The following is a 26,931-nucleotide window of genomic DNA, read 5'->3' as shown; positions in this document are numbered from 1 at the left end:
GCTGCATTTGTTTAAAAATACGGATTTATAGCAGTAAAAATCATAAAACTGTTTATACCCGGTGTACCGCTTTATTAATATGTACCAATAATCCATTTTTTCTAGCGTACCTACTACTCATGTCAAAAACTACCTCAAAGCCCTCTGGCAGATATTTAAACCACCCAATAGTCCTGCTTTTTTCAAGACTTCCACCAGTTCTTCCTCTATTGTCTAAAGTACTCAAAGGCACAGCTCTTTTTCTAATCCTATTGCCCTTTTAAAAGGTATACTGGAAATTAAAGCTGTAATTAAAGATAAGAAAAGTGCAGCATAAAGACCCTTTTTGTCACTTAAGATTCCAAAGGAGTAAGTACATAGAATTGTAGAAACACTAATAAACAAACTATATATTGAAATAATCGTTGCACGCTCTGAAGAAGGTATTAACTTATTAAAATAAGACATAAAAATCGGAGTGTGTGCAGAATATACTGCTGTATAAATAATATAAGGTATAAATGAATACTTGGGAATCGCATACATCATAAATATAAACAATGCAGATGTAATACTGACAATCATTAGTGTGCGAGCTGCCCCTCCGAATCTTTCAGCTATCCTGTCAGCATAACGGGGCACAAAAATACTAAGTACCATCGTTAATGCTAAAATAATACCAAACAATTCTACAGGTATGCCTGCCCTTTCGAAATAGGGCTGCCACAACATTGACATGATTCCTGACGAAAAAAAGAAGAAAAAAGACCCGACTGTAATAGATAGCAAAATCCTGTGTTTAAATAGATACACAGTTCCTTTAGCAATTTTATTAAAATACTCTCTGTAACTGTATTCGTCCGTTTTTTTCTGTAATTTAGCTTCTTTGCCCGCTAAAAATACGTAAATAAAAACCAAAAAAATCCCTATACCTTCTATTAGCCAGATTTCTCTAAAGATATTATAACGTACTAAAACGCTGCCTCCTAAAAATCCTATCGTACTACCTAAATAGTTAAAACTTGTAAGACGTCCCCAGTATTTTGTCAGGTCCATTTCTTTTTGACCGAAAAGAAACGAATCAGCAAACCAAGATTCAAAGGCTCCAGAATTAAGAGTTGCTCCAACTCCTGATAAGAAATATAAAAATAATAAAACTGTAAAAGAGGTGTTGAAATATATCCCAATAGAAGTTAAACTGCCAATCAATAAAGATAAAAGGACAGAAAATTTACGGCTATATGTATCAGCAAAAGCACCCGTAGGTATTTCGAATAATATGACCGCTATGTGGTTTATTATTATGAGGAGTGAAATTTGTGAAAAATCTAAATTAATTTTATTAAAATATATTACCCAAAATGGTGCCATTAAAGATGTAAAAAAACTTGAAAACAATGTTACCGTCAAGAAAAATCGTTCATTCCTTTTTAAATTTTGCATTTATTTAAATCCTCCTCTGAAGGAATAAATTTACCAAATGTTAGGAAGTTTTCAGCAATACAATAATTCGTAGAACAGAAGCGAGCAAATTCACATTTGGTACACAGAAATTTTTTGCTTAATCTTTTGGAATAACTTCTTATCCTTTTTGCTTTCTCACTATTCCATATTTCAAAAATATCTTGTGATTTTATGTTGCCTAGAATTATTTTATCATCTACTCTTTGCTCGAAAATCCGGCATGGAAGTACATTCCCATCAGGTTGAATTTCAAAACCGACGTTTATATTGCAACCTGGAACCTTTTGGTCTTCAATAGACTTGGGTACATCTCCCATTATTTTAATGCCTTTATATTTTCCTTCTATATTCCAAATTTTTTCGTTAACTTTCTTTATTTCCTCCTTATTTGGTACAATGTTTGACAATTGTTGCCCCCAATCCCAAGGTTTCAAGCGTGCAAATTTAACTGAAGTAACTCCCAAATCGCTTAACAATTTTACAATTTCTTCTATTTGCATCATATTATGTTTTCCGTAAATTACTTCAACGTCCACTTGAAATGCAATTGAAAATTTTTTTAAATTTGAAATTGAAGAAATAACCTTTTTAAATGTCCCCTCTCCCCTGATAAAATCATGAGTCTCGCTATTACTTCCTTCTATTGATAAACTATAACCTACTACGTGATAAGAATTCATTATCTCAATCTTTTCTTTCGATAAATTTATACCATTAGTAACTAGTTCAATAGGGATTTTGTGTTTATTAAATATTTCCAAAATTTTAAAAAAATCCTTTCTAACTGTTGGTTCGCCACCATTAAGAATTATTTTGAAGATCTCGTATTTCTCCATTTGTTCAGCCAATTTTTTTATATCATCTAATTCTAATTCTTTTATTTGGTAATGTCTTAAACTCCCAACCAAACAGTGTTTACACTTTAAATTACACTTATAAGTTAATAGTAGTGATAATACTAACGGTGATTCAAATTCATAAATGTGGTCAATACTATAGTTTGTATTATTTCCTTCTCTATTCTCTCCAATAATTATTTTCTGCAATTGAGTTAAATAATGATCTACTTTTTCTTTTGCTTTTAAAAAAGATATTTTGTTATCTTCCGAAATTATTTCTACAATTTGTTCAACACTGTAATTCTTAGAAAGCATTTTCAAAATTAAATACAATAATAGACTGTTACTACGGTAAAATAAATTCTTTCGAATGTTATATATCACAATACCATTTTTCTCTCTTTTAAATTTAATCCAGTAAGGAATTTCTGGTAAAAGTCCTAAAACAAAAAATTTTAGCCCAACACCCGAAATAAATTCTTTTCTAACTATGTCATTTATCCATGAAACGACTGTTATATCAGAAGCCAAATAAATTATACGTTTTAATGAAATAAAGAATAGTATTATCAAAATAAAAAACAGTGCATAGAGTCTGGAAAAAGATGATACTTCCCTATTTTCCCATAATACCTTCGCATTCATAGAACCCCATAGCTCCTTTTTATAATTTTTTCAAACTTATACACTAAAAATTAAAAACTGTATACTTTTCTTAAACATATTGGTTAAAAATAAAAAATTCTGTTGAGAAGGTAAATTACAAATCCAAAAATATTTTTATGCCCTTCAATCATTATTTATAATCACATACCTCCAAATTCTCCATTTTTTGGGTAAAGAGTTTTACTTCAATGCCGAACAAATAGATACGTACTTACAGTAGCTTTTGATTATTTAATCAAAAGCTACTGTAAGTATTAAGTAATCATATTTCTAACTAATCATGCGTCTTGGTGCAGAAGGATGACAACCCACATCAAGAATAGTTTCTACTATATCAATTTCCGAATCTATTTCTTTTCTAATAAGTTTCTTAATATTTGACTCTAACGTCAACTCATTACTTATTTTTAACCCTTTTTTAACAGGCTTTTCAATGTTTAACCATATTTTAGATAATTTTGTAATTTCTTTCATCTTTCTCCCTCCTTTCTCTAAACAGTCTCCTTTATTGCAATTTCCCATTGCAAAAAGTTATCACCTCCCCTCAATTTTCTATTTTAGACTTGTGTATGATTTAAAAAACCTTAATTTAAGCCATTCCCAAGTTTTACTTTTTTCTATCACTCTTAATTTTTCATCTTTTATGGAGGATTCCCTCTTTTTTGTCGAATTATTATATATACACCACAAAATACTTATAAGAAAGAAAATCCTATATGTACAACTTCCAATTACTCTTAAATATTCCTGAATTCTTTATTCTTTAATTATTAATATCAAGTTAATTAATCCCAAGTCTCTTTCCTAAAACGATTTTTTAAAATAATTAATCCTTATTGATAATAATTATAGTATTCAACCCTACCCTGCTCCTGCTGCCCAATATGATAAGCTCCACCGGAGCTACAAAAATCATATATTGGTTGTATCTTTTTTGGCCTTCCAAACTTTTCTACAGCTATTATAATATACATTTTTCTCAATGTCTACTATATTTTAGTATAGTTTTTATTACATTTCCAGTTAATGTTTACATAATTAAGCAAAAAAACTATACTAAAGTATAGCCCCAAATTTTAGTCCTCATCTATCAAGCCTAACTTAATCGCCTTTGCTACTGCTTCTTTGATATTTTTTACCCCAAGTTTTTCTACTATCTTTCTTTTGTGATATTTCACAGTCACAACCCCTATCCCAAGAGCTTCTGCTATGTCTAATTCTCTGTATCCCTTTGCCTCTAATGCCAGTATTTTTATCTGGTTGTCATTTAATTTTATCTTTATCTCATTTAGCTCTTTTTCTTTTACTATCTTTTCATATTCACTTGCTATTTTCTCAGCTAGCAGTTTTTTTACCATTGATACTTCATCCGCAATTTTTTTATCAATAGTTGATATATCAATATAACCCATTATTTCCCCATCTTCTACTATTATAGGTGAAGCAATGCAGTGCCATTTTTTGAATATGTCACAGTAGTGTTCTTGGGGTCTTATGTAAACTATTCGTTTTAATTGCATTGCCATTGAAATCGCATTTGTACCACAGCTTTCTTCTTCAAAGGATATCCCTAAGCGAAACCCAGAATCTTTTATACATCTTTCTTCTTTTATACTACACTTTGTTTCTAATAAGTATCCTTCAACGTCAGTAAGTAAAAATAGATATTCTCCTTTTACCCAATCCTCTTCTACACTCATATGAAAGGCTTCTATGAGTTCTTTATTTTTATGTATTTTCTTTTGCAAATCTTCTGGATTTAATATCACCAATGGCAGAGTTATTGAAGGGTCAATACCAATTTCCCTACATCGCTCATATGAAGAAATTAGTTCCTCCTGTGGACATAAAAAATTCATTTTTTATACCCCCAAAAAGATTGAACCGTTTTTAATATTATACAATATTTAGAGCAAAATTTGTGAAATTTGGAACGAAAGTGTCATTTGGGGGAATGAAAATGCATTTTCCGCCTAATATTTTACAATTAGAAATAAAAATTGAGGAGAATAACCTCCTCTTAGGCTGTAAACAAAGTCAAATTGAAAAATTTCTGCTTAATTGCCAGTACTTGAATAATGCCTTAAAGCCAAGTTCCAAACTTTGTATGAAATTAAGAAAAAGAGGATCGAAACTACAGGAGTTATTAATACTAGCACCAAACCATATTTATAATTTGCTATATAAAACAAACTGGGATAAAAAGCTGTAAAACCAATTGGAATCAAAACTGTAAAAACAATTTTGAGGATATCGTTGTATATTGTGATTGGATATTTTGAAAATTCAAAAAAATCCATTACAAGATTGGATATACCTGTTTCGCCAATTGTAAAAAAAGAAATTGAAGAAGATATTAGTCCCAAGGAAGCATATATTAAGCTTCCTGAAAGAAGTAATACAGGCAAAAAGATTAATTTTATTGACACTATTTTCAGCCTAACAATGGCAATTGTAAGAACAATTATGCCAAATATTAAATCTCCTATCCCATCTTCATCAAAAGAGTCTGCCATTATCTGAAATATGACATCAACCGGTTTTAATAAAAAACTATCTAATAAACCTGTCCTCGTATAGAAAGGCAGTGAAATAGTATTTATAAAAAAGCAGTGCCAAATTGCAAAACTTGTACTGGAAAAACCGTATAAAAATAAAATTTGATTGAAGTCCCATCCTTTAATATTATCAATAAGGTGAAATATAAAAAAGATTATTAAAAGGTTTATCAAGTTCTTTAAAATCAAGGCAACAATTCCAAAAAGAAAATCAGCATCGTATTCCATAAAAGAGCTTATATTTATCTTTGTAAAGTGAATATAAAGCTTTATGTACCTCAAAAGCATATTTTTCATATATTAACCACCTTGTACCTTTATTTTCTTTAAGGCATTTCTATAGACAAGAACATACAATAAAAGCAATAAAGCAATTGATACAGTTTGATATTTTACTACATTACAAAAATCATAATTGGCTTTATTCATAATAAACTCTATGGGTGTAAAATAAATTATTCTAAAAGGAAGCCAATCAACTATCTTTCTAAAAACAGGAGGATAGAGAGATATTGGCATCAATCTTCCTGAAAATATTCCCACTATGACATATTTAAAGCTTTGTATTCCCCAAGTACTGGTGGTATAAAAAGCTATAATCCCCATCAGCAGTTCAAAAAAGAACACAAAAACATATGACAGTAAAAGTATAAGTGCAAATTGAAAAAATCTTAAAACTGTCAGTTCTAATTTATAAGGAAGAAGAACCAACAGAACTATAAAGATGAATCCCCCATTTATTAATAACCTATATGCACTTTTGCCCAGAGATTCATAAAATAGCTGTGTTTCAATTTTAACTGGTTTTAAAAGTAAATGAATGATGTCTCCTGTTCTAACATGAAAAGCTATTTTACTACTTACATCCGTTGGAAACACGTAACTTATAATCTGGGCTAAAAAGATATAAAAAATAATATCATTAAAACTATACTGTTTTATATCGCCGGAATGATATATAGCCTGCCACAAAAAATACTGCATAATTAAGTAAAGCAGACCAGATAAAAAACTAAAAAAGGTACCTAATCTGTAAATGTATTGGCTTTCAAAACCTATTTTTATCAATTTAAAACCCAATCTTGCCTTTGTAGAGATTGTCTCCATTTTTCCTGCCCCTATCTTTATTTTGAAGATAAATTTGTTTTACAATATCTTTAAAATCAGGATAGTTTATTTCTACTCCTAACACAGTATTGTAACTAAATACATCTGTAAGCACTTGAGGCACTAAATCTTTAGAAACGTTGTCGACCTTTAAAAAGTTTTTAGATATACTAAAAGGCAAACTTTTTACACTTTGTGGTATTACTGCTTCTTTGTTTTTCAGTGTAAAGATGATTTGGCTTCCAACTTCTAATGTGTTTAAAACTTCATCTTTTGAAGCATCAAAGAGAATTTTACCTCTATCCAAAATTATTATTCTATCACTTACCTCTTCAATGTCAGATAAATCGTGGGTAGTGAGAATAATTGTAACTTTCTTTTCTTCCTTGATTTCTTTTAAAAAATGAAGTAAGGCCTCTTTGCTAAAAATATCTAAACCTATGGTAGGCTCATCTAAAAACACAACCTCCGGCCCGTGTAGAAAAGCAGCGCATAACTCAGCCCTCATCTTTTCACCTAAACTCAATGTCCTTACTGGTCTATGCATAATTTTTTTTATATCAAGCACTTCAGAAAAATAATCAAGCCTTTCTTTAAAAACTTTATCATCTACATTATAAATTTCTTTCAACAAGCCGTAAGACTCATAAGCTGGCAGGTCCCATCTTAACTGGGTTCTTTGTCCAAATACTGCCCCAATTCTATAATTGTTTTTCATTCTATGTTTTGAAGGAATATTGCCAAATACTCTGACCACGCCCTCTGTAGGCTCTAAAATCCCTGTTAAAATTTTTATGGTTGTGGATTTTCCAGCCCCATTTACTCCAATTAGCCCTACACTTTCACCCAAATCAATAGAAAAGCTGACATTATCTAATGCTTTAACTTCTTTTACACCTTCCCTACTCCATAGTCTTTTAAAAATCCTTCCAAGACTTTTCCCTTCATAAGCGCAATAAACTTTTGTTAAATTCTTAACCTCAATAACTCTCATTTGTATCCTCCAACTTTTTCAAATTATAATTATCATTTCATGTCCATTAGGCATAACCCGGAATAAAAGAAATAACCAGAGATTGGCTTCTACCTTTCTTTGTTTTTATATCTCTATCTTTATTTCATAGTAATTAGCTAAAGCATGCCAACAGCTAAGCACTTTTCCTCTATTAGCAGTATTAGAGTCTAAATCGTATTTTTGTATAACCAAAGTAGTATTACCAACTTCTTCTACTGCTTTAAGCGTTTAAATTCTACTGGATATTTTTTTACTCCCACCTTTCATTTTAGCCCCTATTAGTTTTTATTTTAACTAACCTAGTATACGATTGTCCAGATAGATTAATGTGCAGATTTTCTTAGGAATTTATCTATAATTTTTGCATGATATGAAAATATTATTGATAATCGTTTAAGTATCTTAAATAACTTTCAATAATTTTATCAAAAGAATAACAATTACCTTTAAACAAGTCTCCCTTCCTTAGTATAGCTTTATAACTACATCCTCCCCCACATATATACTTAAATTTACATTTTATACAATTAGAAATAGTAGTAATATTTCTGTTTCTCCATTTATTTATTCTATTGTCATCTAATACATATTCATTACCGAATTTTTCGCCTATTTTAAATTCATCTCTACCAGCTCCCCACCAGCAACTATAAATATAACCTAATGCATCAAAAACATATTGATTTCTACACGCATCGCAAAAAACAAATTTCAAAGGAGGAGTTTCATTACCTCTTAGAGCATCAATAAATGATATGCCATGGAAATCCAGTCCAAATAATCTATTTTTTTGAGGCATACTTTTGAAAATTGACAAGACTTTATTAAGTATCTCACACTCTTCCAGATAAATTTTATTGGGATTATGACCACTAAAGGAAATAGGATATAGGTAAATGTGGAAATTTTTAAAATTATTCCATTTTTTGCTAATTACTACCTCTGATAATTCAGGCAAATCATTTATATTTTGTTCATCAATGTTAACTCTAACATAAGTATAGATGTTATTTTCTAATAAACAATCGATTGATTCACACACTCTTTCAAAACTATTGATAGTAGTATCAATTGGTATCCTACGCTTATTATGTGTTTCCACACTACCATCCAATGTTATTTGACATGTAGTAATTCCGTATTTCTTTAAATTTTTAATATATTTTTTTATTTCCAAACCATTTGTTATAAAATTCAATTTATAAGAGACGGAAAGATTTTGTATATTCTTAAATAAGTAATCATAAAATTTCATATTTCTTTGCATTATAGGCTCTCCACCTAATATATTAAATTCTATATCTTTATTTCTTTCATCTTTTAAAATTTCTTTCAATAATTTAACTATTGCTTCAGCATAATCGATATCCACAATTTTTTTAATTCGTTTCAAATCACCTTCATAACAATATTCGCAATTCATGTTGCACAGATATGTTGGTATTATTGTGAAATTTATTCTATTGCTGATTATTCTCTGCAATTTTTTTTGTAATATATTGCTTTTCTCCTCATATAAATGTGAAAACTCTTCGTAAATTTCTAAATTGGCACTAGTCTTACTTATGTAATTTATTTTTCCAACAAGAAAATCGACAACTGCTCCTTTTTTCTCACTGATATCATAATAACTTTGATACTGATTAAGAATAATCTTGTCCATTGAAAAAGCCCTCCAGTTCTAATTCAACCAAAAAGTTATTTAAAGAATTCTCTATATCTAGACAATACGGAGAGTTTATATCTCCATTAACTGCTAAATTTGAAACCAAACAACCTCCATTACACATACCAATAAATTTACATTTTAAACATTTTTCATTGTCTAATACCGAATAACTACTCCAGTTCTCTTTTTCTTTATAAAACATAAAGTAAGGATAATATTGCCCAATAGCATAAGATACATCTCCAGCAATTTCATCACAGGGATAAATTTTGCCATCCGGATAAAAAGCAAAAACCCCAGGATATATAGCTTTACATCCCTTCAAATTTGGGATAGCTATTTCTTTTTTAAGAAATTGTCTATAAATTTTACCTAAAATACTAACTTCACTTCCTATCAGCATTTCATCTGTTATTCTTTTGTCTTTTAGTTTTGTTCTTAAAAGAACCGGATAATATTCTGTGTAAGGTAATTCATTTTTATAAAAATTATTTTCTGGATGTTTTCTTGACTGTATTCTACCAAATTCTATCCTACAATTTTGTTTGCCTAAAATATCGTTAATTTCTAATTCGTTAAATAAATCTGAAATTGAGTCACAATTAAGTTTATCAAGTAAAAAATTTATTATCACTTGAATATGATCGTACTTATTCAAGACATACCTTATATTATCTGTAATTATGCTAAAAGTATCAAAATTAGAGTTATCTCTTATAAAATTATGAATTTTCTTAGGACCGTTTAAAGTAAATCTTAATATTTTTATCATTTGTTTATTTGAACTTAAAACATCGTCATATTGTTTTAAGTATATCCCGTTAGTAACTATTTCAACAGTTGCATCTATAGTCTTAAACCTATCAAACATATATTCTATTATTTGCTTATTCTGAGGTAGTAACGGTTCCCCTCCAAAAATGACTAAATGCTTATTTTCTTTTTTACTTAGTAAATCGATAGTGGTAACTACTGAATCGACATGCTTTTTAGAAATTGTAATATTTTTACTTTTATAATCACGTTGGTAACAATAAGGACAATTCAAGTTGCATTCGGTAGTTACATATATGAAAAATTGTGGTTTTAACCTCCCTTTATTTCCTAAAAGAGTTATTGCTTTATTTAAAAGAGCTTCATCGCTCCCTTTATCTTCCACAATAAATAATTTAGAAATTAACTTTCCTAGTTTTTTATTGCTTATAAAATCAAATTTATTTTTTTCCCACAAAACAATATCTTCTCCAGTTAGAATCTCATAACTAAATGTCAAAGTATGAAAAAGTAAAAGCTTACTATTTATAAAACACTCATGAATATACTTTGATTTAAACATTATAATTCTCCTCCACATATAATCATTTCTTGACCTATTATCGAAATACTTAATAAATCTAAAAATCTAAGAACTACATCACTCACTAGTAAGAGAAGAGTGATGTAGTTCTTCTAACATTTGAATCAAAATTACTACGTAACTTAACTACTTTTGTTTAACCGTCTCCGATTGTATTTTTTCTCCCATACATACAATTACAAACGTCAGAAATTATTTTTAATTCTTCCTCAGTTAAATCTAACCACGTTTTTACATCTAAATCTTGTTTCTTAATTCGTGTTTTAACCCCTTCATCTTGTCTTTTAACTTTCATCCCTTTCACCTCCTACTTGTTAAAAAGTTTATCGCAAGAAAGGAAAACCCTTCCTGCTGGCGTAAATAACAGGAATTAGATTAGAAAACCTGAATTTTTTAGAAAAAGCTATCGCTCTCAGTTAGTTTAACTGTCCCTGAAAGAGACCCTCTCGAAATAAAGATATAGCTCCTTACAATTACTAGAGAAATGGTACTTTTAGTATCGCAGTTAGGTAAGTTTAACTATTACACTGCAACTTACAATATCTAAACCACACTGGCAAATTGTTTTCTAATCTTTTTAACAAGCGATAATTCCTTTTTAATATTTCCCTAAAAGCTAAACTCTTGCTTTCACTATTCAATACTCAATAACTATAAACTTGTGCATAATTTGAAAGCCTTAATTTAAGCCACTTCCAAGATGTACTTTTTTGCTATTGTAAAAGTCAATATATTTTTGTACAAAAAATGGAATATAATTTTGTACAAAAAATGTACTAAGATGCATTCGAAGAACTGTTAAAATATTCAACTTTTGACTTTAATCTATATGAAGGCCCTTTTATTGATATAACATGCGAATGATGAAGTAATCTATCCAATATTGCATTGGCTAATGTTGCTGATCCAAATACTTCTGCCCAATTAGAAAAGGGCATATTAGTTGTAATAATAGTACTATGCTTTTCATACCTTTTAGATATTAGCTGAAAAAATATATTTGAAGCATCTGTGTCTATTGGTAAATATCCTACTTCGTCTATTATTAACACTTTATACTTTGAAAAATGTTTTAATCGGATCTCTAAACGGTTTTCTGCTAATGCCTTTTTTAATTGAGACATTAATTCTTGAAAATGAATGAATAGGTAGAATATCTGTGCTTAGCACATTCTATCCCTATGGCGGTGGCAAGATGTGTCTTGCCTACCCCAGGGGTTCCTACAAACAATATATTTTCGTTATTTTCTACAAATCTTAAGCTTTTTAAATCAAGAATTTCTTGTTTGTTTATGCTTGGTTGAAATTCAAAATCAAAATCATCAAGTTCTTTTAAAAAAGGGAAGTTTGCTACTTTAACACATGCAAGTATTGCTTTTTCTTGTTTTGATTTTATTTCTAAATTGCTTAGTTCATATAGAGCATCTATAACACTTTTTTCTCCTGATTTAATCAGGTTTAAGTACGTATCTATATTATTATTTTTTATGTTATTTAATCCAAGTTCTTCTAAATTGTTTAATAGCTTAATATAGTTACTCACATTTTCACTTACCTATGCAATAATTTATCTAATTCATTAAGATTATTTGTACATATTTGTTCAATATCTTCTCTATTTTTGATGAGATTTTCCATTAATTCTCTATAATGAGATTCATGATAGTTTACCTTTTTTATCACACTTAATATATGGACAGATATCAAATCTGTGTTAAAATATATATGTAACTCATTTTCTACTGTTTTAAGAGTTACAGTTTTGTTTATATATTTTGGAGGGACTGAGTATCTACTCCCCTTGTAATATATCATAGAATCTTTATGGACAGTTGCTTTTTGCTCGAAGTTCATATAACTTTCTATGATATCATTACTTGGTAGCGGAGATAGATACTCCTTCTCTTTTTGGAATAATATTATCGTTTGTATTCCTGTTGATTGATTTGTGGATTGATTAACTTTTTTGTTTATTTCATCAATTATCTTTAAATAGCTTTAAATATACTAATTTGACCTAATAGATTTTTCATTTTTGGTATCCCTCCTACAAACAGAAGGATACCAAATTTATGTACAAATTTGCACATTTTTATTTTCCACTTTTCGTACATTCTTATTTTATCATTTACAGCTATTACTCCTAAATTCTTTTATCTTTTATGTGGGATTTCCTCCCTTATTTGTCGAATTATTATATATACTTATAAAGAGGAAATCCTAACATGTATAAGCTTCAATTACTCTTAAATATACCTGAACTCTTTACTTCTCAGTCTAAAATTGATTTCTATTCTTCTATGTTTAAAAATCTAGACTTGTCTTCAATACCTGACTCCCCTTCCTCTAGCCCTGGCCGTAAGAGTTATTCTCATTGTGCAATGTTTAGAGCTTTTATTGTTATTAAGCTTTAAGATTCGGTACAATTTCTGACCTTTTAGATTATCTCACACAATAATCTTATCATTGCTCATCTTTGTGACTTTAACATCCTTAAACCTCTTTCTTCTTATTGACTTTCCGTCATTTTATTAATGACTTCTCTCATGATTATTTGACCTCTATTTTTCAAAATCAGGTCAATATCCTCAAAAATATGGGCATTATCTCCGGTAAGTTTATTTCCATGGATTCTACCCCTATATTAAAAAACATATTATTGTTTATATCCCTCCTAATCTACCAAACTTTTCTACAGATATTGTAACATACAAATTTTCCAATGTCTACTATACTTTAGTATAGTCTTTATTACATTTCCAGTTAATGTTTACATAATTAAGCAAAAAAACTATACTAAAGTATAGCCCCAAATTTTAGTCCATATCTATCAAGTTTAACTTAATCGCTTTTGCTACTGCCTCTTTGATATTTTTTACTTCAAGTTTTTCTACTATCTTTCTCTTGTGATACTTCACAGTCACAACTTCTATCCCAAGAGCTTCTGCTATGTCTAATCCTCTGTATCCCTTTGCCTCTAATGCCAGTATTTTTATCTGGCTGTCATTTAATTTTATCTTTATCTCATTTAGCTCTTTTTCTTTCAATGTCTTTTCATATTCAATTGCTATTTTCTCAACTAGCAGTTTTATTACCATTGATATTTCATCTGCAATTTTTTTATCAATAGTTGATATATCCACATAGCCTACTATTTCCCCATTTTCTACTATTATAGGTGAAGCAATGCAATGCCATTTTTTGAATATGTCACAGTAGTGCTCCTGAGGTCTTACATACACTATCCTCTTTAATCGCATTGCCATTGAAATTGCATTTGTCCCACAACTTTCTTCTCTAAAGGATACCCCCGGTTCAAAGCCGGAATCTTTTATACACTTTTTCTCTTTTGTATTGCATTTTACATCCAACAAATATCCTTCAATGTCAGTAAGCAAAAATAGATACTCACCTTTTACCCAATCCTCTTCTACACTCATATGAAAAGCTCTTATGAGTTTACAATATTTAGAGCAAAATTTGTGAAATTTGGAACGATAGTGTCATTTTGGAGAACGAAAATGCATTTTTTGCCTAATATCTTACAATTGGTAATTGTAAAAATTGCCTATTTTTATTATTTAATTTTATTCAATAGATTGCCAAAAAGATTGCAAATAATCTTCTTTAATCGGCTCCATTCTAAATAAAAGAGGGCTTTCCCACAAAACACAGATTGCCATTTATTATTTAAAAAGCTAGAAAGAATAAAAAATAAAAAAAATTCACCCTTGCAAAAAGGGTGTTAGTTTTTATCTTGAATGTTAATATCCTTTGAAATCTTAAAAAGAATCTTGAGAGTTGGCTGAAAATTTTCAAACACTACTTTGTTTTATAAAAAGGTAAATTAAAAAAATATCAAGAAATAGTAGAATAATGCCTCCTCCAATATCAAAAACGCCATGAAAAATTTGTTTTTTCCTTTTTGCTTGAGGATATTTAACCGCAATATAAGCAAAAAGCTGTAATACAGGGATAAAAAATATAAATTCTAATTTATTTATCCAATAGTTTATATTGCCAAATGCATCTTTTTGTAATGCTATATTATCAGGTAAATATTTATATACAGAAATATTGATAGCCAGTGTTAAAATTGGCAAGAGCCAACCAAATTTAAATAGATAATTATAAAATATCTTTTTTAGATGCATAAACTCACATCTTTTAAAATGCTTTTCAGCCTACTATAAAATAAACAAAATATTTATTTTAGAATCACCATAGGCATTACAGTTATAGCAACTACAGACATACAGACATAGGGACAGTGACCTGTCCGGAACTTCATTTTTTTCGCTTCATTTTTAAATCGTCCCTGGAATAGAAAGCTAAAATGAACATATTTACAATTGTACCATCATATGTAACTTAAAATATCATTTATATTGTTCCTTTGCTATACTTAGCATTTCATACCTTTTCTCAAAAATTGCATACTTTATTGTATTATATCATACTATTAAACAACTTACTGTTAAATGTTTGTTCATTTTCCAACTTTATTATTTTTCGGACAAGTTCCTGTCCCCTTGTCTTTGTCTAATTTTTTTCACTTACCATTTTTATACCTTTTCCAATTTATAAAAGTATTAATACATAAAACTATAAAAAGTAGGAACAAAAGCCAATTTGTCATTGTAAGAATCTCACCAATTCGAGTAATATGTGAGCTTAAATAATCTAACTTTCGAGAAAGATGACTATCTAAAAATTGAATTGCATTTCCAATAATATTAAAATAGTATTCTTGAGACATAATTATTATCACCTTTCATTTTTTATTTATAAAAATAATACCTAGGAAGGTTCAAGTAGAACCTTCCTCTTTAATTATTCTACTATTAATATAGGCTGTAACGATATCCCAGCGATATACTTTTTCCTAAATAAAATGTACTGCCCTGTGTAGATGAAATACTAAATCCAGCGCCCTTTAAAAAATCAATTGAAAAGCTTCCTGTTGTAGATTCAGTTGTTGTTACCTTAATTGTGGCAGTCCCACTTGTTTCTATTTCTGTTGTGGGAAAACTGCCAGAAGTAGAAATTGTTACAGCATGAGTATTATCTAATTCCCAAGTTCCACTACTTTCCTCAGTCCAATAAGTTTCTAAAACACTATTTATTTGCCTAAAAGATCCAGTAGTATATACGCTTAAAACTGTGTATAGTCTTGACACTGCAGGTCCATCAGTGCGTTCTTTGTAAATTGTATGTATTGTAGTTGTATAAGGTGTAATAGATTGAATTGAAATTTCGTTTTTTGATTTAGCTGTATCAACTGATTCAACTTTTTCTCCATATGCCTCTAAAAGCTCGCCTGTACTTTTATCCCTGATTTCGACTCTTACAGAATTACCTTTTTCTATCCTTATATATACAATCTTTTACGTTATTTGCACCCAATACACTGAAAATTTCTTTTCTTGTAATATTTTACATTGCTTATTGAGGTATTCACATTCTTGCAATTTCATCGTCCACAAATATAAAGCCATAACCATTTAGCAAACTGGACTTAAATTTCTACTTGGCGTTTTATAATAAATAACTACTGTATTTAGGCCAAGTTGTGAAAGCTCAATTAATAGATATTGCAAAAAAGCCTCATATTCTATATAATAAAATCAAGTTATGATAAAAATTCGCAACAGTAAATTTTAAAAAATTTATTGTTATACAAAGGAGAGAAAAAAATGATAGGAAAAATTCAAATGAAAGTGCCCCTTGTTGAGATGGACGGGGATGAAATGACAAGAATCATATGGAAATTGATAAAAGAAATCCTGCTTGAGCCTTATATAGACCTTAAAACAGAATATTATGACCTTGGAATTAAAAACAGAGATGAAACAGAGGACCAAGTTACAATTGATGCAGCATATGCTATCAAAAAATACGGTGTGGGAGTAAAATGTGCAACAATCACCCCAAACGCCCAGAGAGTTGAAGAATACCATCTTAAAAAAATGTGGAAAAGTCCCAATGGTACAATCAGAGCAATACTTGACGGCACAGTTTTTCGTGCACCTATTATTGTAAGCAGCATTAAACCGCTTGTAAAAACATGGAAAAAACCCATTACAATTGCAAGGCATGCATATGGAGATATCTATAAAGATGTAGAATATCGGATTGAAAATAGAGGGAAAGCAGAACTTGTTTTTACCTCTGAAACAGGTGAAGTATCAAGGCAAACAATACATGAATTTGAAGGTCCTGGCGTCATTCTTGGTATGCACAACACTGATGAATCGATAAAGAGTTTTGCAAGAGCATGTTTTAATTACGCCCTTGATACAAAGCAGGACTTGTGGTTCGCAACCAAAGATACCATATCAAAAACTTATGACCACAGATTTAAAGACATATTCCAGGAAATATATGAAAATGAATATAAAGAAAAGTTCGAAGAAGCAGGGATTGAATATTTTTACACCCTTATTGACGATGCAGTAGCTCGCATTATACGCTCTGAAGGCGGAATGATTTGGGCATGCAAAAATTATGACGGCGATGTGATGTCAGATATGGTAGCAACAGCATTTGGAAGCCTCGCCATGATGACTTCTGTACTGGTATCTCCTGATGGTAAATACGAATTTGAAGCAGCTCATGGAACAGTTACAAGGCATTATTATAAATACCTTAAAGGAGAAGAAACTTCTACAAATTCTATTGCTACAATTTTCGCATGGACAGGTGCTTTGAAAAAGAGAGGAGAACTTGACGGAATAGATTCCCTTGTAGATTTTGCAGATAAACTTGAAAAAGCATCTCTTCAAACAATTGAAAAAGGTATAATGACAAAAGATTTAGCAGCTCTCTCTGATTTGCCAAATAAAATTGTTGTAAATACAGAAAGTTTCCTCCTTGAAATTAAAAAGAATTTGGAGGAAATAATATAAAAGTAGTATGAGTCTTCCCAGATAGGAGCGTGAGGGAGCTCTGTCGGCACTTTTATAACACTTTCAGCAAATGTTGCTGTAATGCCCCTAGTAGTAGAATAGGCGCTACCCATCCCGTGTCAATGGAAGATGGCAGTGCTCTCGTTGGATATTTTACAGCTCTTCAGGACAAAAAGAAAATAAAATAGAAAAAAGCTGCTGAGTTTTCAGCAGCTTTTTTCTATTTTATATACTTCTTTAATTCCTCTATATTTTTTGGTATATTGCTTCCACTTATAATTCCTTTTTCTTTTAAAATTTCATATATCTCTAAAAGCATAGGTTTTTTCAAATCACTTCGATCAAGTTCTTTTGCATTAGCAAAAACAACTGTGGGTTCGCCTTTTGCAACAACTTTTCCATTCTTCATGACATATATATAGTCAGCCCATGAATAAGCAAAGTCCACATCATGAGTTGATAAAATAATTGTCTTTCCCTTTTCAACCAATTTGTCAAATAAACCCATAATCTCTTGAACATGCTTAGGGTCTAAATAAACTGTTGGCTCATCCAATATAATAACTTCAGGCTCCATAACTATAATATCAGCTATTGAGACGCTTTTTTTCTGTCCATAGCTTAAAAAATGAGTGGGCTTGTCTTTTAAACCAATAATTCTCGTTTCTTTCATGGCGTTTTCAACTTTCTCTTTTACTATATTTTCTGGATAACCTAAGTTCATAGGGCCAAAAGAAATTTCTTGGTATACACTGGCAGAGAAAAGCTGTATGTCAGGATTTTGAAAAACAATACCAACGTTCTTTCTAAGTTTTACAAGTTCGCTATGCCTGTAATTTATCTCTTCACCTTTGTATAATATTTTCCCTGATTTGGGTTTCAAAATCCCATTAAAGTGCAAAAACAGTGTTGTCTTGCCTGCACCGTTTGGACCTAAAACTGCAATCTTTTTACCTTCCTCTATCGACATATTTACTTCGTCCAAAGCTTTTGTGCCGTCACTGTACTCAAAAGTAATATCTATCGCTTCTAATATAAATTGCTCTTTCATAGTTCACCTTCTTAAAAGCATTGATGCACTTATTAAAATTAGTTCTATCAAAACAATAAATATTATATTTTTATAACAAAATTTGTAATCTTTGCTGAGGACTTTTATCTCTCCATTATAGCCTCTTGCCTCTAAAGCTACATATAAATCCTCTGAATTTTTGTAGGACTTAATAAAAAGAGAAGATATCAAAAGTCCTAAAGACCTATAGCCATTTTTTAATGTGGCATATCCCAACCTTGAATCCTGAGATATATAGATCTCATCAGCAGCTTGCATTAAAACAAATATAAACCTATAAATTAATTGAAGTAACTCTAAAAACAGTGATGGAATTTTCAATTTCTTTAAGATATTTATAATATCAACTACAGGAGTAGTAAGTACGAGAAAATACAAGCAAGACACTATTGCTAAAGCTCTAAAGAATAAAATAACAGCAGTATTAATGCCTTGTGCAGTAATTCCTAAAGTTACCCCAAAAATATTAAAGCTTATTAATGCAGCACTTTTATTTCCTATCACATTTATGATAAGTGTTATTATGCTTATTATCAAAAAAGAAAAGGGAATTAACATAAGCTTAATGTACACTTTTGCTGGAATTTTCGCTTTAAATACAGTTATCACAAATATCAAAATAATTACTGCAATATTTGTATAGGCATCAAATTCAAAGCATAAAATCATAGTCAAAAAAGCAAATAAAAGTTTTTCAACAGGATGTACATTGTACATCCTGTTGGTATAAGCATAACTATCTATTAGCATTTTTTCTCCCCTTCGCAACACCTATATAATATCCCAAAAAGCCTGCACCAGTCGCAGCCTGTAAGGCAAACAAAAGGCTTTCAATTTCTCCACTTGGTGGTTCCCAAATTGGTTTAAACCATGGCTTGTAATTTTTGTCTACCTGAGCAATAGCTTCTGTCGCCCTGTCATCCGCACCAGCAAATTCAGCATTTTTAATAGAAACAAGTGGAAACACCACCAGTAAAATAACCAACAATCCTAATATCAAATTCTTCATTAAAAACTTTTTATCTTTCATATTGCCTTACCTTCTTTCTCTAAAACCTTAAGTTCAATGAGTTCTTCTTTACTGTAAGCAGTTAGCATATTGATTACAAGCACAGTTAAAAGCCCCTCACTTATCGCCAAAGGTACCTGTGTCACTGCAAATATTCCCATGAATTTTAAAAATGAGGCTGTAAAGCCGCCTACTTCAGCAGGAAAAGCAATAGCAAGTTGGAAAGAGGTAGTCACATATGTAAGCAAATCCCCAATTGAAGCAGCTAAAAATACTGCAAGCCAATTTGGACTACCTGCTTTTTTTACCCCTTTAAATATATAATAGGAAGCAATTGGCCCCACTATGGCCATGGAAAATGTATTAGCGCCCAAAGTTGTTATGCCGCCATGAGCCAAAAGTAATGCCTGAAACAAAAGGACTATAAGGCCTAAAACGCTCATAGCAAAAGGTCCAAAGAGTATAGCTCCAAGTCCTACACCGGTTGGATGCGAACAACTTCCTGTAACTGAAGGGATTTTAAGTGCTGAAAGAACAAATGCAAAAGCACCTGCAAAACCTAAAAGCATCTTAAGTTTTGGATTCTCCTTTACTTTTTTGTTTATCGCTATAAGTCCTATAACCACAAAAGGTAAAGAAACTATATTCCATATTATACACCATTTAAGAGGAAGGAAACCTTCCATTATATGCATTGAATATGCAATTTGTGGAGCTATCAAAAATAATGCAAATGCTACAAGCAACATACACCTTTTCATCACACACACCTCTTTTTGTAAAATTTAAGTAAAAATAAAACCTCTTAACTTACCAACGGCGTTAAGAGGTAAAAAAACACATACTTATCCCTTTATAACACCCCCTCTATCGACCGTAGAGTAAGTGTGTCACAAATACAGGCAGGTCTCCTGACTTAGGTTCATCGCTCTTTACGCCTTCCCATCCGTCACTCAGCGGAGCATGTTTTTATACGAAATATAATTTGTTAAATTCGTGCTCCGCTGAGTGACAGACAGTGGCATAATGTAAAGAGCTCACCATCACAGTGGCGGGACCGTGCAGGATTTTCACCTGCTTCCCTTTTAACCCAATTTTGATTCCAAAATTGGGCACCTGTATTTGCATGTTATTCAATTCTTCCTTTAAATAAAGGATATCATTTTATAAATAGGTCGTCAATAAAAGGCAAGAATTCTATCTGTGCTAAGATTTTGTAGATAATTCATTCAGTTTGACATTTTGCACAAACCGAAATGCCTTTATTCTAATTGCTGACTTATAATTTTCGCCACTTCAAAACTTGTTTCAATCGTTTTTTCAATGTCATCATCTGTGTGAGCAGTTGACAAAAAGAAGGTTTCAAATTGTGAAGGCGGCATGTATATTCCTCTTTTAAGCATCTCTCTAAAATATTTAGCGTATAAAGTAGTATTCGATTTTAGTGCAGAATCATAGTCATGCACACTCTCTTTATTAAAAAACATACACATCATGCTGCCTATTCTATTTATTGTAACATCAATTCCATTTTGAACCATGCTCTCTTTTAACCCATTACATAGTTTTTCTGCTTTTTTATCTAATTCTTCATAAAGGGTCGGATCCTCAGATAAAATTTTTAAAGTCTCAAATCCTGCTGCCATTGCAAGAGGGTTACCAGACAAAGTCCCTGCTTGATACACCGGTCCATCAGGAGAAACCATTCTCATAATCTCTTCTCTTCCTCCATAGGCACCAACAGGAAGACCTCCACCAATAATTTTACCAAGTGTGGTAATGTCAGGCATAACATTGTAAAATCCTTGTGCCCCCGAATAAGACACTCTAAAGCCTGTCATCACTTCATCAAAAATTAAAAGTGCACCATACTTTGTAGTAATCTCTCTTAATCCTTTTAAAAAATTTTCCTCAGGTAAAACAGTACCCATATTCCCAGCAACAGGCTCTACAATGACAGCAGCAATATTTTCCCCATAAGCTTTAAAAATATTTTCTACCATATTGATGTCATTGTATCTCGCTATAATCGTATCTTTCGCTACCTCCTTTGTCACACCTTTCGAATCAGGTGCCCCAAAAGTAAGTGCACCTGACCCTGCTTTTATAAGCAGGCTGTCAGAATGCCCGTGATAACATCCTTCAAATTTTACAATGATGTCTCTGCCCGTATACCCCCTTGCAAGCCTTATAGCACTCATAGTGGCTTCTGTTCCTGAATTTACCATTCTAACAACTTCTACAGAGGGAACAGCTTCAACTACTTTTTCCGCCATCTTAACTTCTAACTCTGTGCAGGCTCCAAAACTGGTACCCAGTTGCGCCTGCTTTTTAATAGCTTCTACCACCCGTGGATGTGAATGCCCAAGTATTAGCGGTCCCCATGAAAGAACATAGTCTATGTATTCATTGCCATCTTCATCCCAAATATGACTTCCCTCTCCCTTTTTTATAAAAACAGGAGTAGCTCCTACTGATTTAAAAGCTCTTACAGGGCTATTAACACCACCTGGCATAAGTTTTTTAGCTTTTTCAAAAAGCTTTTGCGATTTATCAGTTTTCACAGAATCACCTCTTCCTAAATTTTTATCATTCTCTGTTTAAATTTCATGAATAAATCATAAGTAATTGAAAAATAATAAATCATGTATTATAATCTAAGTAAAAGATGTGTGGAGGTGAAAAAATGATACATGCTACGTCTACAATTACAGGCAAAGGGCAAATTCAATTGCCTGCAGAAATCAGAAAAGCTATTGGTGCTGATATAGGAGATAACGTCATCTTTATAGTACAAGACAACAAAGAAGTAGTGTTGAAATTAATAAAAAAGAAAAAGCTTTCTCAATTAGGTGGAACGTTAAAATCTCAAGTAAAATTCAAAAGCATTGATGAAGAAACAGAAAATACAAAAGAAATTTGGGTAAATAAAAGAGTAAGGAGAAATAACAATGGAGAAAATATGGATTGATGCCAATGTCATTTTGAGATACCTTTTAAAGGACAATGAAGAATTTTATGCAAAAGCGTATGAAATTATGAAAAAAGCGGACAGCGGAGAATTAAAACTTCTCGTATCTCCTCTCACTATTGCAGAAGTAGTATGGACACTTGAGTCTTTTTACAAGATATCAAAGGATCAAATATCTGATACGCTTATTGCCTTTATATGTTCTGAAGCTGTGGAAGCAGAAGAACGGGACACATTAATTCTATCTCTAAACAGTTATAGAGAAAATAATGTTGATTTTATTGATGCGTATATAGCTGCCCATGCAATAAATTCAGGAAACAAAAAAGTATTTACTTTTGATAAAAAACATTTCTCAAGGCTTAACGTAGAATTATTTTAACAGCCCGCTTTTTTCAATAATTTTTCTGTAAATAGCCATTTTTTCTTCTTCAGCAAAATCTTTTTCCTTTAATTCTATCCTCTTCTGATATAGCTTTTGTAATAGTTTCTCATAGTCATCATTGAAGATTGACTCCAATTTTTCTTTTATCATTCTCGAAAGAAGTGGACTTTTGCCACTTGTAGATATAGAAATAATTAAGTCTCCCCTTTTTACAATGGCAGGTACAATAAAAGAAGAAAGGTCTTTATCATCAACCACATTTACAAGCACATTGTATTTTTCTCCATCTGACGCCACAAGTTTATTTACCTTCTCATCATTTGTAGCAGCAATCACAACAAAAAATCCCCTTACATCCCCTTGTTGATACTCACGTTTTATAAGTTCCACCTTTCCTTTTGCTGCAAGTTCAATTATTCCTTCATCAAAAGAAGGAGAAATGGCAGTGACTAAAGCTTCTCCTTCAACAAGGGATAAAATTTTTCTAAAAGCAACTTTTCCACCTCCTACAACAAGACATTTTTTGTTTTTTATATTAAGCATTACAGGGTAATAAGCCATTTTGCAACATCCTTTGCAAAGTAAGTTATAATCATATCTGCTCCTGCTCTTTTAATTGAAGTGAGTATTTCTAAGACTACCGATTTTTCATCAATCCAACCCATCTTAGCTGCCGCCTTTACCATTGAATATTCTCCACTTACATTATAAGCAGCAATAGGAATGTTGAAATTATCCTTTACCCGCCTTATAATATCAAGATAAGAAAGTGCAGGTTTTACCATGACAATATCTGCTCCTTCTTCAATGTCAAGAGCTATTTCTCTTAAAGCTTCATTGGAATTTCCATAGTCCATTTGATAAGACTTTCTGTCGCCAAATTGTGGGAAAGAATTTGCTGCTTCTCTAAAAGGTCCATAAAAAGAGGAAGCGTATTTAGCACTGTAAGCCATAATAGGTGTATTTACAAATCCTTTACTATCTAAAAGCTTTCTTATGGCAGCTACTCTTCCATCCATCATGTCAGAAGGCGCTACAATATCCGCCCCTGCCTCAACATGGGACAATGCTATTTTAGCAATGTAGTCTACTGTTTTGTCATTTAGAACTTGTCCATTTTCAACAATGCCACAGTGTCCATGAATTGTATACCCACACATACATACATCTGTTATTACCACAATTTCTGGCACTTTTTCTTTTATTTCTCTTACGGCTTTTTGAACGATACCTTCCTCGCTGTAAGCCTCTGACCCCAATTCATCTTTATATGAAGGCACACCAAAAAGTAAAATAGCAGGAATTCCAAGGTCACGCACTTCTTTAACCTCTTCTACAAGCAAATCTATAGAAAAATGGTAAACACCCGGCATTGAATCTATCTCTTCTTTTATATTATCTCCTGGCACAACAAAAAGAGGATATATAAGGTCACTTACATCTAAAGAAGTTTCTCGTATCATCTCCCTTAAAATGCTGTTCATCCTAAGCCTTCTTGGCCTTTTTACCAAATCCATTTGATCTCATCTCCCGTTTATAGATTCTGATGGTTTTTTAATATTTCTTCAATAAGTTTTTCCGTTGTGTATTCACTTGGCATTATGTCTACATTAAATCCTTTATCCTCTATAGCTTTCTTTGTTACAGGTCCTATTGCAGCTATTTTAGAGTTTTTTAGAAGATTTATTTCGTCTCCTATTAATTGATGCATATAATTAAAGGTAGAGGAACTTGTAAATACAGCAATATCTATTCCTTTGCGGAGTTCACTTATAAGCTTTTCCTTTATTTCATAATTTGGTTCATTTTTATATGCGACAATTTTTTGTACGTTAGCGCAATTTCCTAGGCTTTCCATCAATATATCCCCACCTATCTGAGAAGTCAAAAGCGCTATGTTTTTTCCTTCAACATGTTTTTTAAGTGCATTTGCCAAAGAGTATGAAGTATATTCCTCAGGAATTATATCTGGATATATAAAAATATTTTCTAAAGCTTCCGCAGTCTTACTCCCTATCGCTACTACTTTAATACTTAAATTTCTTAAATCAAACCTTTTTTCTCGGGAAGCTTCAATAAAACTCCAAACGCCATTTACACTTGTAAATACAGCATAGTCGAATTTGTGTATTTCTTCTAAAAACTTTACTATATTATCTAAAAACGGCGTGATTTTAATAGTAGGACAAACAACAACATCTGCTCCCTCTTCGCTCAAAATTTTTTTCATCTGCTGTGACTGTTCATAGGTCCTTGTAAGCAAAATCCTTTTTCCAAAAAGCTTTTTGTTTTCATACCATTTTAATCTGTCCCTTAATGCCACAACATCTCCTACAGCAAAAACTCCCGGATTCTTTATTCCTTCTTTTCGGACGAGACTTGGAATATCAATGAGTTTCCCAGTTACAACTTTTTGCTTTGGAGTAGTACCTTCCATTACTACTGCTGCTGGTGTATGAGGGTCTTTGCCGTAATTGAGAAGTTTTTGCACAATTTTTTCTATATTTTTTATCCCCATGAGAAATACAAGTGTCCCCTCGAGTTTTGATATGACCTCCCAATCGAGGTTTTTATCTTTCCCTTCCCGTTCATGACCCGTTATTACATGAAATGAAGAGCTTAAATCTCTATGAGTTACAGGAATTCCTGCATAGGATAGGACAGCCACTGCAGATGTTATGCCTGGCACTACCTCATAAGGTATCCTTTTTTGTGAAAGGTATTCAGCCTCTTCGCCACCTCTTCCGAATACAAATGGGTCTCCTCCTTTAATTCTCGCTACTTTTTTGCCAGAAAGGGCCTTTTTCGCAATTATTTCGTTTATTTTACTTTGAGGTACTTTGTGATTATCCGGAAACTTTCCAACATCAATAAGCTCTGCATCCTTTTTTGCCATTTTTAAAATATCTTCATTAATGAGCCTATCATACACCAGCACATCTGCATTTTTTATTAGTTCGACTGCTCTCAATGTTAAAAGCCCAATATCTCCAGGTCCTGCTCCGATCAAATATACAATCCCTGACATCATATACCTCCAAATTCTTCAATAAGCTTTTCTATCATTTTATCGGTTTCTTCAATTAAGCCAGTCACTTCACTTTTTAAAAGTTTATCCTCTTTTTGATAAACAACTTTTATGTTTATTTTCTCTTCGTCTCTCTCTTTTCTGTATTGGGCATAGGCGCCAAAAGGCTGTCTACAATTAACTCCAAAGACTTTTAGAAGTTCCCTTTCAACAGAAGCCTCAAAAAATGTTCTTCTATCAACAATATAGGGATAAAACTCCTGAAATATATTATCAAAACTTTCTGCAATTTCTACTGCAAGAATTCCCTGACAAGGTGCTGGTACAACTACATCAGGTGGGAAATATTCAGTAATAATACTCTCCAATCCTAACCTGTGCAAACCCGCCGCTGACAAAACAATGCCGTCAAGGTTTAGTTCTTCCATTTTTTTGAGCCTCGTCCTCACATTACCTCTTATTGGAACAATCTGTATGTCTGGCTTTAAAGCTTTAAGCTGCACTTGCCTTCTTAAACTGCTGGTCCCAATTTTAGCCCCTTCTTTTAAATCCATAAATTGCGTACCATCTCTTGAAACAAACACATCCTTTGGGTCTTCTCTTTTTAAAACTGCCATGAGCTTGAGCCCTTTAGGTATTTCATAAGGCATGTCCTTCATGCTGTGGACTGCCATGTCAATTTCGCCTTTGAGCAATGCACTTTCTATTTCTTTTACAAAAACCCCTTTTCCCCCTATTTCACTAACAGGTTTGTCAATTAATGCATCCCCCTGTGTGGTTATCTTTACTATTTCAAATTCAAAATCCTGCCTAAACTTTTTTATTTCATTTATAACCATTTGAGTTTGTACTAAAGCCAATTCACTTGACCTTGTGCCGACTTTTATAACTTTTTTCATCTTTA

The 26,931-nt window shown here is 31.6% G+C and carries 26 protein-coding genes, 3 pseudogenes and 1 riboswitch; of the genes and pseudogenes, 4 read left to right on the top strand and 25 right to left on the bottom strand.

Annotation, left to right across the window (positions count from 1 at the left end; genetic code table 11):
* Positions 1 to 52: 52 nt before the first annotated feature.
* The 13 genes and pseudogenes from TMATH_RS11850 to TMATH_RS02245 form a co-directional block, all read right to left on the bottom strand.
* On the bottom strand, positions 53 to 226 hold the full coding sequence (locus TMATH_RS11850) for a hypothetical protein (RefSeq protein ID WP_154653787.1): 174 nt from the start codon (positions 224 to 226) through the stop codon (positions 53 to 55).
* The gene (locus TMATH_RS02295) at positions 223 to 1,422 is read right to left on the bottom strand and encodes an MFS transporter (protein ID WP_004402046.1); all 1,200 of its coding nucleotides are present in this window, start codon (positions 1,420 to 1,422) and stop codon (positions 223 to 225) included. Before TMATH_RS02295 ends, TMATH_RS11850 begins: the two co-directional genes overlap by 4 nt.
* Positions 1,410 to 2,927: a radical SAM/SPASM domain-containing protein gene (locus tag TMATH_RS02290; protein ID WP_013149826.1), complete on the bottom strand. Its 1,518-nt coding sequence runs from the start codon at positions 2,925 to 2,927 to the stop codon at positions 1,410 to 1,412. Before TMATH_RS02290 ends, TMATH_RS02295 begins: the two co-directional genes overlap by 13 nt.
* A 291-nt stretch (positions 2,928 to 3,218) precedes the next feature.
* Positions 3,219 to 3,422 carry a hypothetical protein gene (locus TMATH_RS02285; RefSeq protein WP_012994522.1) on the bottom strand — a complete coding sequence of 68 codons (204 nt, stop codon included), beginning with the start codon at positions 3,420 to 3,422 and terminating at the stop codon, positions 3,219 to 3,221.
* 602 nt (positions 3,423 to 4,024) lie between these two features.
* On the bottom strand, positions 4,025 to 4,807 hold the full coding sequence (locus TMATH_RS02280; protein WP_012994521.1) for a helix-turn-helix domain-containing protein: 783 nt from the start codon (positions 4,805 to 4,807) through the stop codon (positions 4,025 to 4,027).
* A gap of 198 nt (positions 4,808 to 5,005) precedes the next feature.
* Positions 5,006 to 5,803, bottom strand: coding sequence for an ABC transporter permease (locus TMATH_RS02275; protein WP_012994520.1), 798 nt, complete (start codon positions 5,801 to 5,803; stop codon positions 5,006 to 5,008).
* Between the two features lie 3 nt (positions 5,804 to 5,806).
* Positions 5,807 to 6,613, bottom strand: a complete 807-nt coding sequence (locus TMATH_RS02270; protein WP_004406014.1) for an ABC transporter permease — start codon at positions 6,611 to 6,613, stop codon at positions 5,807 to 5,809.
* On the bottom strand, positions 6,576 to 7,607 hold the full coding sequence (locus tag TMATH_RS02265) for an ABC transporter ATP-binding protein (RefSeq protein WP_004406012.1): 1,032 nt from the start codon (positions 7,605 to 7,607) through the stop codon (positions 6,576 to 6,578). The genes TMATH_RS02270 and TMATH_RS02265 overlap by 38 nt, the downstream gene beginning before the upstream one ends.
* Positions 7,608 to 8,007: 400 nt before the next feature.
* Positions 8,008 to 9,291, bottom strand: a complete 1,284-nt coding sequence (locus tag TMATH_RS02260; protein WP_013149825.1) for a radical SAM/SPASM domain-containing protein — start codon at positions 9,289 to 9,291, stop codon at positions 8,008 to 8,010.
* Positions 9,272 to 10,633, bottom strand: coding sequence for a radical SAM/SPASM domain-containing protein (locus TMATH_RS02255; protein WP_013149824.1), 1,362 nt, complete (start codon positions 10,631 to 10,633; stop codon positions 9,272 to 9,274). The genes TMATH_RS02260 and TMATH_RS02255 overlap by 20 nt, the downstream gene beginning before the upstream one ends.
* Positions 10,634 to 10,790: 157 nt before the next feature.
* On the bottom strand, positions 10,791 to 10,949 hold the full coding sequence (locus TMATH_RS11990) for a hypothetical protein (RefSeq protein ID WP_004406008.1): 159 nt from the start codon (positions 10,947 to 10,949) through the stop codon (positions 10,791 to 10,793).
* Positions 10,950 to 11,430: 481 nt separating this feature from the next.
* Positions 11,431 to 12,197, bottom strand: a pseudogene (gene istB, locus TMATH_RS02250) (IS21-like element helper ATPase IstB).
* 8 nt (positions 12,198 to 12,205) lie between these two features.
* The gene (locus tag TMATH_RS02245) at positions 12,206 to 12,508 is read right to left on the bottom strand and encodes a Mu transposase domain-containing protein (RefSeq protein ID WP_228379022.1); all 303 of its coding nucleotides are present in this window, start codon (positions 12,506 to 12,508) and stop codon (positions 12,206 to 12,208) included.
* Between the two features lie 371 nt (positions 12,509 to 12,879).
* Between TMATH_RS02245 and TMATH_RS11845 the strand changes: the two are divergent.
* A pseudogene (locus TMATH_RS11845) lies at positions 12,880 to 13,316 on the top strand (transposase); the annotation flags it as partial.
* A 154-nt stretch (positions 13,317 to 13,470) separates the two neighbouring features.
* On the opposite strand, the pseudogene TMATH_RS02240 reads toward TMATH_RS11845, so the two are convergent.
* The 3 genes and pseudogenes from TMATH_RS02240 to TMATH_RS11840 all read right to left on the bottom strand — a co-directional run.
* A pseudogene (locus tag TMATH_RS02240) lies at positions 13,471 to 14,115 on the bottom strand (LuxR C-terminal-related transcriptional regulator); the annotation flags it as partial.
* Positions 14,116 to 14,469: 354 nt separating this feature from the next.
* Positions 14,470 to 14,808, bottom strand: coding sequence for a DUF1648 domain-containing protein (locus tag TMATH_RS02235; RefSeq protein WP_012994517.1), 339 nt, complete (start codon positions 14,806 to 14,808; stop codon positions 14,470 to 14,472).
* Between the two features lie 690 nt (positions 14,809 to 15,498).
* Positions 15,499 to 15,834, bottom strand: a complete 336-nt coding sequence (locus tag TMATH_RS11840; protein WP_156775632.1) for a hypothetical protein — start codon at positions 15,832 to 15,834, stop codon at positions 15,499 to 15,501.
* 516 nt (positions 15,835 to 16,350) lie between these two features.
* Between TMATH_RS11840 and TMATH_RS02220 the strand changes: the two genes are divergently transcribed.
* Entirely contained in the window at positions 16,351 to 17,562 is a 1,212-nt protein-coding gene (locus tag TMATH_RS02220) for an NADP-dependent isocitrate dehydrogenase (RefSeq protein WP_013149822.1), read from the top strand.
* A gap of 220 nt (positions 17,563 to 17,782) precedes the next feature.
* Here the strand turns inward: TMATH_RS02220 and TMATH_RS02215 are convergent, their stop codons facing one another.
* From TMATH_RS02215 to hemL, 5 genes are all read right to left on the bottom strand, one after another.
* Complete coding sequence (locus TMATH_RS02215; RefSeq protein ID WP_013149821.1) at positions 17,783 to 18,613, bottom strand: energy-coupling factor ABC transporter ATP-binding protein; 831 nt, start codon at positions 18,611 to 18,613, stop codon at positions 17,783 to 17,785.
* Positions 18,614 to 18,616: 3 nt separating this feature from the next.
* A complete protein-coding gene (cbiQ, locus tag TMATH_RS02210) occupies positions 18,617 to 19,384 on the bottom strand; it encodes a cobalt ECF transporter T component CbiQ (protein WP_012994513.1) in 768 nt (255 codons plus the stop codon).
* Positions 19,371 to 19,664, bottom strand: a complete 294-nt coding sequence (locus tag TMATH_RS02205; protein WP_013149820.1) for an energy-coupling factor ABC transporter substrate-binding protein — start codon at positions 19,662 to 19,664, stop codon at positions 19,371 to 19,373. The genes cbiQ and TMATH_RS02205 overlap by 14 nt, the downstream gene beginning before the upstream one ends.
* Positions 19,661 to 20,404: an energy-coupling factor ABC transporter permease gene (locus tag TMATH_RS02200; protein ID WP_013149819.1), complete on the bottom strand. Its 744-nt coding sequence runs from the start codon at positions 20,402 to 20,404 to the stop codon at positions 19,661 to 19,663. The genes TMATH_RS02205 and TMATH_RS02200 overlap by 4 nt, the downstream gene beginning before the upstream one ends.
* A 123-nt stretch (positions 20,405 to 20,527) precedes the next feature.
* A riboswitch (cobalamin riboswitch) is annotated at positions 20,528 to 20,778 on the bottom strand.
* A gap of 127 nt (positions 20,779 to 20,905) precedes the next feature.
* Complete coding sequence (gene hemL, locus TMATH_RS02195) at positions 20,906 to 22,207, bottom strand: glutamate-1-semialdehyde 2,1-aminomutase (RefSeq protein WP_013149818.1); 1,302 nt, start codon at positions 22,205 to 22,207, stop codon at positions 20,906 to 20,908.
* A gap of 122 nt (positions 22,208 to 22,329) precedes the next feature.
* Between hemL and TMATH_RS02190 the strand changes: the two genes are divergently transcribed.
* Both TMATH_RS02190 and TMATH_RS02185 read left to right on the top strand, forming a co-directional pair.
* Entirely contained in the window at positions 22,330 to 22,614 is a 285-nt protein-coding gene (locus TMATH_RS02190; RefSeq protein ID WP_012994509.1) for an AbrB/MazE/SpoVT family DNA-binding domain-containing protein, read from the top strand.
* Complete coding sequence (locus TMATH_RS02185; RefSeq protein WP_013149817.1) at positions 22,595 to 22,996, top strand: type II toxin-antitoxin system VapC family toxin; 402 nt, start codon at positions 22,595 to 22,597, stop codon at positions 22,994 to 22,996. Before TMATH_RS02190 ends, TMATH_RS02185 begins: the two co-directional genes overlap by 20 nt.
* Here the strand turns inward: TMATH_RS02185 and TMATH_RS02180 are convergent.
* Genes TMATH_RS02180 through hemC form a run of 4 tightly spaced genes read right to left on the bottom strand, consistent with a single transcriptional unit; the run spans position 22,988 to position 26,926 of the window.
* Positions 22,988 to 23,560 (bottom strand): precorrin-2 dehydrogenase/sirohydrochlorin ferrochelatase family protein, encoded by a 573-nt coding sequence (locus tag TMATH_RS02180; protein ID WP_013149816.1) that lies wholly within the window; start codon positions 23,558 to 23,560, stop codon positions 22,988 to 22,990. The genes TMATH_RS02185 and TMATH_RS02180 overlap by 9 nt on opposite strands.
* Positions 23,542 to 24,516, bottom strand: a complete 975-nt coding sequence (gene hemB, locus TMATH_RS02175) for a porphobilinogen synthase (protein ID WP_013149815.1) — start codon at positions 24,514 to 24,516, stop codon at positions 23,542 to 23,544. Before hemB ends, TMATH_RS02180 begins: the two co-directional genes overlap by 19 nt.
* Before the next feature lie 17 nt (positions 24,517 to 24,533).
* Positions 24,534 to 26,027 carry a uroporphyrinogen-III C-methyltransferase gene (gene cobA / locus TMATH_RS02170; protein WP_013149814.1) on the bottom strand — a complete coding sequence of 498 codons (1,494 nt, stop codon included), beginning with the start codon at positions 26,025 to 26,027 and terminating at the stop codon, positions 24,534 to 24,536.
* A complete protein-coding gene (gene hemC, locus TMATH_RS02165) occupies positions 26,027 to 26,926 on the bottom strand; it encodes a hydroxymethylbilane synthase (protein WP_013149813.1) in 900 nt (299 codons plus the stop codon). Before hemC ends, cobA begins: the two co-directional genes overlap by 1 nt.
* Positions 26,927 to 26,931: the final 5 nt, after the last annotated feature.

Origin of the sequence: Thermoanaerobacter mathranii subsp. mathranii str. A3 (assembly GCF_000092965.1) — a bacterium.
GTDB lineage: Bacteria > Bacillota > Thermoanaerobacteria > Thermoanaerobacterales > Thermoanaerobacteraceae > Thermoanaerobacter > Thermoanaerobacter thermocopriae.
This window is presented reverse-complemented; position numbering and strand designations above follow the sequence as displayed.

Excerpts from the sequence above, each read along its gene's own strand:
- TMATH_RS02295 (WP_004402046.1), bottom strand. The coding sequence starts at position 1,422 with ATGCAAAATTTAAAAAGGAATGAACGATTTTTCTTGACGGTAACATTG.
- TMATH_RS02290 (WP_013149826.1), bottom strand. The coding sequence starts at position 2,927 with ATGAATGCGAAGGTATTATGGGAAAATAGGGAAGTATCATCTTTTTCC.
- TMATH_RS02285 (WP_012994522.1), bottom strand. The coding sequence starts at position 3,422 with ATGAAAGAAATTACAAAATTATCTAAAATATGGTTAAACATTGAAAAG.
- TMATH_RS02280 (WP_012994521.1), bottom strand. The coding sequence starts at position 4,807 with ATGAATTTTTTATGTCCACAGGAGGAACTAATTTCTTCATATGAGCGA.
- TMATH_RS02275 (WP_012994520.1), bottom strand. The coding sequence starts at position 5,803 with ATGAAAAATATGCTTTTGAGGTACATAAAGCTTTATATTCACTTTACA.
- TMATH_RS02270 (WP_004406014.1), bottom strand. The coding sequence starts at position 6,613 with ATGGAGACAATCTCTACAAAGGCAAGATTGGGTTTTAAATTGATAAAA.
- TMATH_RS02265 (WP_004406012.1), bottom strand. The coding sequence starts at position 7,607 with ATGAGAGTTATTGAGGTTAAGAATTTAACAAAAGTTTATTGCGCTTAT.
- TMATH_RS02260 (WP_013149825.1), bottom strand. The coding sequence starts at position 9,291 with ATGGACAAGATTATTCTTAATCAGTATCAAAGTTATTATGATATCAGT.
- TMATH_RS02255 (WP_013149824.1), bottom strand. The coding sequence starts at position 10,633 with ATGTTTAAATCAAAGTATATTCATGAGTGTTTTATAAATAGTAAGCTT.
- TMATH_RS11990 (WP_004406008.1), bottom strand. The coding sequence starts at position 10,949 with ATGAAAGTTAAAAGACAAGATGAAGGGGTTAAAACACGAATTAAGAAA.
- TMATH_RS02245 (WP_228379022.1), bottom strand. The coding sequence starts at position 12,508 with ATGAACTTCGAGCAAAAAGCAACTGTCCATAAAGATTCTATGATATAT.
- TMATH_RS02235 (WP_012994517.1), bottom strand. The coding sequence starts at position 14,808 with ATGCATCTAAAAAAGATATTTTATAATTATCTATTTAAATTTGGTTGG.
- TMATH_RS02220 (WP_013149822.1), top strand. The coding sequence starts at position 16,351 with ATGATAGGAAAAATTCAAATGAAAGTGCCCCTTGTTGAGATGGACGGG.
- TMATH_RS02215 (WP_013149821.1), bottom strand. The coding sequence starts at position 18,613 with ATGAAAGAGCAATTTATATTAGAAGCGATAGATATTACTTTTGAGTAC.
- cbiQ (WP_012994513.1), bottom strand. The coding sequence starts at position 19,384 with ATGCTAATAGATAGTTATGCTTATACCAACAGGATGTACAATGTACAT.
- TMATH_RS02205 (WP_013149820.1), bottom strand. The coding sequence starts at position 19,664 with ATGAAAGATAAAAAGTTTTTAATGAAGAATTTGATATTAGGATTGTTG.
- TMATH_RS02200 (WP_013149819.1), bottom strand. The coding sequence starts at position 20,404 with ATGAAAAGGTGTATGTTGCTTGTAGCATTTGCATTATTTTTGATAGCT.
- TMATH_RS02190 (WP_012994509.1), top strand. The coding sequence starts at position 22,330 with ATGATACATGCTACGTCTACAATTACAGGCAAAGGGCAAATTCAATTG.
- TMATH_RS02185 (WP_013149817.1), top strand. The coding sequence starts at position 22,595 with ATGGAGAAAATATGGATTGATGCCAATGTCATTTTGAGATACCTTTTA.
- TMATH_RS02180 (WP_013149816.1), bottom strand. The coding sequence starts at position 23,560 with ATGGCTTATTACCCTGTAATGCTTAATATAAAAAACAAAAAATGTCTT.
- hemB (WP_013149815.1), bottom strand. The coding sequence starts at position 24,516 with ATGGATTTGGTAAAAAGGCCAAGAAGGCTTAGGATGAACAGCATTTTA.
- cobA (WP_013149814.1), bottom strand. The coding sequence starts at position 26,027 with ATGTCAGGGATTGTATATTTGATCGGAGCAGGACCTGGAGATATTGGG.
- hemC (WP_013149813.1), bottom strand. The coding sequence starts at position 26,926 with ATGAAAAAAGTTATAAAAGTCGGCACAAGGTCAAGTGAATTGGCTTTA.